The organism is Sphingopyxis sp. BSNA05 (assembly GCF_013265645.1).
Lineage (GTDB): Bacteria > Pseudomonadota > Alphaproteobacteria > Sphingomonadales > Sphingomonadaceae > Parasphingorhabdus.
In genome coordinates, this window is the sequence record NZ_PYIA01000044.1 from 1 (window position 1) to 8,385 (window position 8,385).

Genomic DNA, 8,385 nt, shown 5'->3' on the forward strand with positions numbered 1-8,385 from the left:
CCTCTGAAGAGGAGGGGCTAAGTGTGCTTATACCTTCGAAGTCAGTTCCGGAACCGCATCAAACAGATCGGCAACCAGTCCGATATCCGCGACCTGGAAAATCGGGGCGTCTTCGTCCTTGTTGATTGCGACGATGATCTTGCTGTCCTTCATGCCGGCGAGATGCTGGATCGCGCCGGAGATGCCGATGGCGATATAGACTTCCGGAGCAACGATCTTGCCGGTCTGGCCGACCTGATAGTCGTTCGGGACATAGCCCGCATCGACCGCAGCGCGCGAGGCACCGATGCCGGCGCCGAGCTTGTCGGCGAGCGGGGTGATGACTTCCTCGAACTTCTCGCCTGAACCCAGAGCACGACCACCGGAAACGATGATCTTGGCGCTGGTCAGTTCGGGGCGTTCGGACTTGGCGATTTCTTCGCTGACGAAGCTCGACAGGCCAGCGTCGCTGGCGCCGCCAACGGCTTCGATGGTGCCTGAGCCGCCTTCGGCTGCTGCCTTGTCAAAGGCGGTGCCGCGGACGGTGATGACCTTCTTGGCATCCGAAGATTTGACCGTTGCGATCGCGTTGCCGGCGTAGATCGGCCGGGTGAACGTGTCTTCGCTTTCGACCGAGAGAATGTCGCTGATCTGCATGACGTCGAGCAGGGCTGCGACGCGCGGGGCGATATTCTTGCCGGTGGTGGTGGCGGGCGCGAGGAATGCGTCATGCGTGTCCATCAGGCTGGCGATCAGCGGCGCGGCATTTTCCGGGAGCTGGTTGGCGAGCGAAGCGTCGTCGGCGACATGGACGGTGGCGACGCCAGCGACTTGGCAACCTGTTCGGCAACGCTGCCACAGCCGGAGCCGATGACCAATGCATGGACTTCGCCCAATTGCGACGCGGCGGTGACAACGGCCAGCGTCGCGTCTTTCATGGTGGTGTTGTCATGTTCTACGAGTACGAGAGTTTTCATTTTGTAACTCCTTAAATCCTTGTTCCATTCCGTTCGTGCTGAGCCTGTCGAAGCACCTTGTCCCACCATCCTTCGACAAGCTCAGGATGAACGGGGGTGATTGGGCTCAAACGGTTAAATGGCTCCGACAGCTTTGAGTTTCGCGACCAGCGCGTCGACGTCTTCGACCTTTTCACCGGCCTGGCGAACCGGAGGCTCGCTGACGGTGATAGTGGTGAGACGCGGGCTGATGTCGACGCCGTAATCGGCTGGCGTTTTCTCATCCATCGGCTTTTTCTTCGCCTTCATGATATTCGGCAGCGACGCATAGCGCGGCTCGTTGAGGCGCAGGTCGGTGGTGACCACGGCGGGCAGGTTCAACTTGACCGTTTGCAGGCCGCCATCGATTTCGCGTTTGACGGTGATGCTGTCGCTGTCGAGCTCAACGGTATTGGCAAAGGTACCCTGGCCCCAGCCGAGCAAGGCTGCGAGCATCTGGCCGGTCTGGTTCGAATCGTCATCGATCGCCTGCTTGCCGGTGATGACCAGCTGCGGGGATTCTTCCTCGACGATTTTCGCGAGGATCTTGGCAACGCCCAATGGCTCGACTTCTTCGTCGGTCACGACCAGGATAGCGCGGTCCGCACCCATGGCGAGCGCGGTACGCAATGTTTCCTGCGCCTTTTGCGGGCCAACCGAAACCGCGACGATTTCTTCCGCCTTGCCGGCCTCTTTCAGGCGGATGGCTTCCTCGACGGAGATTTCGTCAAACGGGTTCATCGACATTTTGACATTGGCGAGATCGACGCCGCTGCCGTCGGACTTGACCCGCGGTTTCACGTTATAATCTATGACCCGTTTTACGGGCACCAGGATTTTCATTGCTGTTTCCTCTTTTTCAAATTTCACTACGCGATTAACTTACGTTCACGTAAACGTCAAGTTTTTGCGCTGCGGTGCAGCATTCTCGATTTTGCGGCACCATGGCCGCCTCCGTTCGTGCCGGGCTTGTCGAAAGGGCGAACTGGCGCTTTCCAGCGTCCTTCGACAGGCTCAGGACGAACGGGATATGGCTTCCCGTCCGCTCAAGCGGCCTCTTTGACCTGCGCGACGATTTTCTTCGCGGCATCGCCGAGATCGTCGGCCGATACGATTGGCAGACCGCTATTGGCCAGGATTTCCTTGCCCTTTTCAACATTGGTGCCTTCGAGGCGCACAACCAGAGGCACCGACAGATCGACTTCCTTGGCCGCGGCAACAATACCTTCGGCGATGATGTCGCATTTCATGATGCCGCCAAAGATGTTGACGAGAATGCCCTCGACCGCCGGATCGGCGAGAATGATCTTGAACGCTGCCGTGACCTTTTCCTTGGTCGCGCCGCCGCCCACGTCGAGGAAGTTGGCAGGGAAAGCGCCATTCAGCTTGATGATATCCATCGTCGCCATCGCCAGGCCGGCGCCATTGACCATGCAGCCGATATTGCCGTCGAGCTTGATGTAAGCGAGGTCGGACTTGCTGGCTTCGACTTCTGCCGGATCTTCTTCGGTTTCGTCGCGCAGCGCGGCGAGATCGGGGTGCCGCATCAGCGCGTTGCCGTCGAAGCTCATCTTGGTGTCGAGCACGATCAGCTGCTGGTCTTCGGTGACCACGAGCGGGTTGATTTCGACCATTTCGCAATCCATCGCGAGGAAGGCGTCATAAAGTTTCTTGCCGAGCTTCTGCGCCTGCTTGTTGAGGTCGCCATCCAGCCCCAGCGCGAAAGCGATGGTCCGACCGTGGTGTGGCATGAAGCCCTGTGCCGGATCGATGGTGATCGTCTTGATCTTTTCCGGGGTGTTATGGGCTACGTCTTCGATGTCCATTCCGCCTTCGGTGGAGACGACCATCGCCACGCGGCCGCTGGCCCGGTCGACCAGAATCGAAAGATAAAATTCCTTCTCGATATCGACGCCGTCGGTGACATAGAGGCGATTGACCTGCTTGCCTTCGTCACCGGTCTGGATCGTGACCAATGTATTGCCCAGCATTTCTTCTGCATTGGTGCGCACTTCGTCGACCGATTTCGCCAATCTCACGCCGCCCTTGGCGTCCGGCCCCAGTTCCTTGAACTTGCCCTTGCCGCGGCCACCCGCGTGAATCTGCGCCTTTACAACGTAAAGCGGTCCGGGGAGTTTCTCGGCTGCGGCAACCGCTTCGTCAACGGTGAGCGCAGCATAGCCGGCAGGAACAGCGATGCCATGTTTGGCAAGCAGTTCCTTGCCTGATATTCGTGAATGTTCATGGGAAGGGTGAGCACCTTTCAAATTGGAGGTCTTGAATCTCAAGACACGCGATGAATTGGCACGGCTAAAGCACAGTCACGCGCCTATTTCCACCCTGTTTCGTGATAATTATCAGATGTTCTAGTCTGGCTCGCCACCGCACGTCCCCGCGGCGCGTTTAAAGCATCAGACGCATGGCGCAACGGCGATTTCCCGGCAGACCATTTTCGATTTCGGCCTCGAGTATGTCCGCGAGTCGTTTCGGCATTTCCGCCTCATTCAGCGTCCGGTAGCCCAGCTTTTGATAGAATGTCTCGTTGAACGGCAAGTCCCGGAAAGTCGTCAGGGTCAGCGCCGCAAGGCCGTTGTCCCTGGCATATTCTGCTGCTGCCTCCAGCAAGCGTCGCCCGAGGCCTTGGCCCTGATGCCCGTCCGCGACCGACAGTTCGATGATGTGCAGGGCATCGCCAAATATCGCGCTGGTAACGAACCCGATGCTGCGCCCTTCCGTCTCGGCGAGCCAGACCGTGCCTGCATCGATATGGACCCGGTGCTGTTCAGCGGACATAACCGCTTCGCCGGCGATCCATTCCAGGCCCGCCACCGACAGGAAAGCATTTGCCGCAGAGCGTTCGATAGCCGGAAACCCGGCGGCATCATCGGCATTTGCCGGTCGGATGCAGATGCCGGTCATTCCCGGGCCGCGCCTACTGAACCGCGCAGATCAGCCCGGACGACGTCACGACACCGAGAATTTCCGGATCCTGCAACGACCGGGTCTCTTTGACAAATTCCTTGACCGTCACCTCACCGGGATCGCGCTTCTTCAGCTTTCCCAGATCACCGAGCTTTTTGAGCTGCCCCAGCGACAGGCGATCCACCATCCTGTCGGCCATGCAGGCCGACACCGGCGCGGACAATCCCGCACTCATCAGCCGTTGCGAACCCGGGTTTCGGGGGTGGCGCAAGCCGCTAGCAGCATGCATCCAGCCAGGGTCAGGCCCGTAATTTTCCAGCTTTTCAAGATTTCAGTCGCTCCAGCACATCCTCATTCCGGATTCGGCGATAGCGCGCCATGACCAGGCTGAACAGTCCAAACAGCAAGAGGCCGATGGCCACCGCAATATAAAGCCAGTTGGTTGATCGCAAGCTGTCCAGCACCTGTCCGACACCGCCGACATTGCCTGTATCGCCGCTCAAGGCAGCCGATGTGATTTGCCACCCAAGGACAGCGAATATGACGGCCCGAGCAGCATATCCCGCTTGCCCCACATATTTGGCCAGAGCGGGTGCGTCAGCATCGAGCAGCCCCATGAACTTTGCGGTATAGGCTTTGACCGCTTGATTTATGGCCGCTGCGATAAAGCCAATTCCTATCACGCCCAGCAGCACATCACCCATAGGCATGGATGCCAGCGTACCGGCCGCCTGGCCGGCGGATTCCCCATCACCCGTGGAGCCTGAAGGCCAGCCCAGAACGGCTTTGAATGCCAGATAGCAGAGGAATATATGGGCCAATCCGCTGGCTGCATGGCCGATGCGGATCGCCAAGCCTTTGGCGTCGGTACCATTGCCCTGCAAATCCATTGCCGCACCATAGAGCCGGAAAATTCCGTAGCCCAGCAAACCGAGACCAACCAGGGCCAGCAGGATCGCTCCTGCCGACATGGTTTCGATTTCTTCCAATACGCCGGTTGTTCCGGTCGAGCCGGCGGTGGTCAGAGTGAGATATCCCGCAAGACCGTAAACGACCGCACGACCGAGATAACCGGCGCGTGCGAAATTTTCGATATTGGTGACGCGGGACATGCAAGGCTCCTGTTAATCTGCTTGGCAGCTTAACGCACAGGATAGCCGTTAGGTTGCGTTCATTTCTTGCTTTTCGCCAGTTCAATCGCCTCGAGCACGACGCGCCGCGCTTCGTCCGCATCGCCCCATTTGCCGACCCGCACCCATTTTTCGGGCTCGAGATCCTTATAGTGGGTGAAGAAATGCTCGATCTGTTGCATCACGATTTCGGGCAGATGGCTGCCTTCGTCGATCTTGCGATAATAGGGGAAGGTCGCGTCGATCGGGACGCAGAGCAGCTTTTCATCGCCGCCATGCTCGTCTTCGAGATTGAGAACCGCGATCGGGCGGCAGCGCACGACGCAGCCCGGCATGAAGGGCGAACGGGCGACAACCAGCGCGTCGAGCGGGTCGCCATCGGGCGACAATGTGTGCGGAATGAAGCCGTAATTGGCCGGATAGCGCATCGGCGTGTGCAGGATACGGTCGACGAAGAGCGCGCCGGATTCCTTGTCAAATTCATATTTTACCGGTTCGCCACCCACCGGGACTTCGATGACGACGTTCAGGCTTTCAGGCGGATTATCGCCAATAGGAATTTTGTTAATATCCATGGAAAAGGGGATCCTTATCTGGTTTTCGGTTGCAACAGCCGGTCTATGCCGCCTTCTTGATCAACACCCTCTCCGGTGATTTTCTCGAGCGCCGGATAGCGCAGGCCATCGGAATGGTCGACCATAAAATTGTGATAGCTTCGCCATTTTTTGCAAAATATCTATCTTGCCATCGCGGCCGCGGTTTTCCTCGATCGCCTGTTTGAGCGCCTCGTCGCTATAGGCCTTGCCGTTGACAGCAGAAATGGTGAGTCCGGACTTGAGCCCGGCCCTGAACGCCGGACTGTCCCAGATCACTGATTTGATCGCTCCCTTGCTGCCCATGATCAGGCCGATGCTGTGGCTGAGGTCGACCTGCTTCCGGCGCTTGTCATTGGCCAATATATAAGCGCTCGGCTTATCGACATAGACGAGCCGATATCCGCCCAGGGTCAGGCCGGTCTTGGGGGCTTCCTTGTTCGTCCGGTAGACCCGTTCTTCGATAAAGGCGTCCCAGTCATAAGGATGGACCTTGTGGAGCGCGGCGATCACGTCCGCCCGCTCATAGGTGACAACGCCCCAGTCGCCGTTCTTGCCGCCGAAAAAGGCGCGAGCGAAATCCTCCAGCGACTTTTTCCCACCCGATTCGCGGCGGATGATCTGGTCGGCCTCGAGCCAGATCAGCAGGCCCTCGTTATAATAATCCTCGGCCCGCTGCCAGCTGGTCCACGGCTTGGGCTGCCGGGCGGCGATGATCGGATCATGGGTGGTGTCGATCAGCGGGCGCCAGCTCCGTCCGACCCGCTGATCCATGCCCGCCGCGATCGCCGCGAGGGCGTCCAGCGTGTCCTGCTTGGAATAAAGCCCGGAGCGTGCGCCCAGAACATAGCCCCAGAATTGCGTCTGTCCCTCATAGACCCAGAGCAGATTGTCGCGCATCGGCTGGCGGAAATCGGGCGTCCACATGCCCTGCGGCCGGCGATATTTGCCGTTCCAGGCATGGGTGATCTCGTGCGGCAGCAGATTGCGCCGGCCCGGACCGCTGTCCCAATTGGTGAAATATTCACGGTTCACGCCATTTTCCGATGACCGGTGATGTTCGAGACCAATGCCGCCCATTTCGTCGGTCAGCGCCAGCAGGAAATCATAGCGGTCATAAGGGTGGCTGCCGAATAACGCTTCCGCTTCCCTGACCAGCTTGATGTGGGGCGCGATCTGGTCTTTTTCGGCTTCAGGAACTTGGCGTCATCCGCGACGATATTGAGATGGACGCGGCTGGTCAGCTGATGGGTCTGGAAATATCGCCCGGCGAAAACCGGGCTGTCGACCAGCGTGTCATAGTCGGTCTTCTGATAGATGACTCTGTTGCCGCTGGTCGATTTCGGACGCAGGGCGCTCGCCGCCTGCCAGCCTTCGGGATAGATGGCCGTCGCCTCTACCGGAATCTGCCGAACATAATAGCCGGCCGGATAGAGTGACACCTGATGCCAGCGCAGGTTGAGCATCGAGGGCGCCATGACGATGCGGCCGTGGCTGCTGGTGGTGGCCGAGACAAATTCGAATTTAGCGGTGATCGCGTCAACATTTTCCGGCACGGTCAGGTGGAAGGCGAAGACATCGACATCGTCGCGGACCCAGGGCAGTTTTTCGCCATTGGCGGTGAATTCCAGCCCGGTGATTTTCTCGATCTCGCCGCGCGGCGCGTGATTGCCGGGGAGCCATTCGGGGTAGAGCAGGGTGAGGCTACCGGCTTTCGCGACCGGAATCGTCTGGGTCACGCGGAAAATGCCCTGGTCATGATCGCGGGCATCGACGGTCAGGCCCATGGTACCGGGATAGGCAATGTCCTGCGGTTCGGGGATCCGGTCCTGCGGCGCGAAATAGGCCGGCTTGCTCAGCCCGTCGGGCATTGCCGAGCCCGATGTAGAGATGCCGAGGGCCAGAAACAGACCGAATATGCCAACCAGACGCATGCGTAGATAATCCTTTGATGATCGGGGCGCGTAAATGGGGGATTTTGCAACTTTCGTCCAGAGGCCATGTGCAAATAAGCCACTTCCGCTTTGCCGCTTCACTGGCTAAAGCGCTCCCCATGGCAAAGATACAGACACCCCAGCCGGTGCGCGGCACGCAGGATATATTTGGCGAAGAGCAGGAGCGGTTCCAGCATGTCGTGGAAACCTTCGAGCGCGTACGGCGGCTCTATGGATTCAAGGGCGTTGAAATGCCGGTTTTCGAACCGACCGCGGTCTTTGCCCGCTCGCTCGGTGAGACCACAGATGTTGTGTCCAAGGAAATGTACAGCTTCGAAGATCGCGGCGGCGACAGCCTGACCCTGCGGCCCGAATTTACCGCGGGCATTTGCCGGGCGTTTCTGACCAACGGCTGGCAGCAGCATGTGCCGCTGAAACTGTCGGCACACGGACCCCTGTTCCGTTATGACGTCCGCAAAAGGGCCGTTACCGCCAGTTCCACCAGCTCGATGCAGAGATTATCGGCGCGGGCGAAGCGGCGGCGGATGTTGAATTGCTCTGTTTTGCAGACCAGCTTTTGAAGGAGCTGGGCATTGATGACGGCGTGACCTTGCAGCTCAACACATTGGGCGATGCGGAGAGCCGGGAGGCCTGGCGCGCGGCGCTGGTCGAACATTTCTCCGATCATCAGGCGGAACTGTCGGACGACAGCAAGATACGGCTGGAAAAAATCCGTTGCGGATATTGGACAGCAAGACACCCAATGACCGCGCGATTGTCGCGACAGCGCCGACGATTGATCCCTATCTGACCGCCGAAGCGGCGGAATTTT

The 8,385-nt window shown here is 59.0% G+C and carries 7 protein-coding genes and 3 pseudogenes; 1 reads left to right on the forward strand and 9 read right to left on the reverse strand.

Annotated elements, in window-relative coordinates:
* Positions 1-27 precede the first annotated feature (27 nt).
* From C8024_RS04975 to C8024_RS22935, 9 genes and pseudogenes are all read right to left on the reverse strand, one after another.
* Positions 28-956 (reverse strand): annotated as a pseudogene (locus C8024_RS04975) (electron transfer flavoprotein subunit alpha/FixB family protein).
* Positions 957-1,070: 114 nt separating this feature from the next.
* Positions 1,071-1,817, reverse strand: a complete 747-nt coding sequence (locus C8024_RS04980) for an electron transfer flavoprotein subunit beta/FixA family protein (RefSeq protein WP_173203245.1) — start codon at positions 1,815-1,817, stop codon at positions 1,071-1,073.
* 203 nt (positions 1,818-2,020) lie between these two features.
* Positions 2,021-3,219 (reverse strand): annotated as a pseudogene (gene sucC, locus C8024_RS04985) (ADP-forming succinate--CoA ligase subunit beta).
* Between the two features lie 158 nt (positions 3,220-3,377).
* Complete coding sequence (locus C8024_RS04990; protein ID WP_173203247.1) at positions 3,378-3,893, reverse strand: GNAT family N-acetyltransferase; 516 nt, start codon at positions 3,891-3,893, stop codon at positions 3,378-3,380.
* A 13-nt stretch (positions 3,894-3,906) separates the two neighbouring features.
* On the reverse strand, positions 3,907-4,131 hold the full coding sequence (locus C8024_RS04995) for a hypothetical protein (RefSeq protein WP_367947155.1): 225 nt from the start codon (positions 4,129-4,131) through the stop codon (positions 3,907-3,909).
* An 88-nt stretch (positions 4,132-4,219) separates the two neighbouring features.
* Positions 4,220-5,008, reverse strand: coding sequence for a DUF1206 domain-containing protein (locus C8024_RS05000; RefSeq protein WP_100093240.1), 789 nt, complete (start codon positions 5,006-5,008; stop codon positions 4,220-4,222).
* A gap of 59 nt (positions 5,009-5,067) precedes the next feature.
* Positions 5,068-5,601 carry an inorganic diphosphatase gene (gene ppa / locus C8024_RS05005; protein ID WP_100093241.1) on the reverse strand — a complete coding sequence of 178 codons (534 nt, stop codon included), beginning with the start codon at positions 5,599-5,601 and terminating at the stop codon, positions 5,068-5,070.
* Between the two features lie 60 nt (positions 5,602-5,661).
* Positions 5,662-6,699, reverse strand: coding sequence for a hypothetical protein (locus tag C8024_RS22930; RefSeq protein WP_367947156.1), 1,038 nt, complete (start codon positions 6,697-6,699; stop codon positions 5,662-5,664).
* Between the two features lie 8 nt (positions 6,700-6,707).
* The gene (locus C8024_RS22935) at positions 6,708-7,553 is read right to left on the reverse strand and encodes a hypothetical protein (protein ID WP_367947157.1); all 846 of its coding nucleotides are present in this window, start codon (positions 7,551-7,553) and stop codon (positions 6,708-6,710) included.
* A gap of 119 nt (positions 7,554-7,672) precedes the next feature.
* On the opposite strand from C8024_RS22935, the pseudogene hisS reads away from it, so the two are divergent.
* Positions 7,673-8,385: pseudogene (gene hisS, locus C8024_RS05015) on the forward strand (histidine--tRNA ligase); the annotation flags it as partial.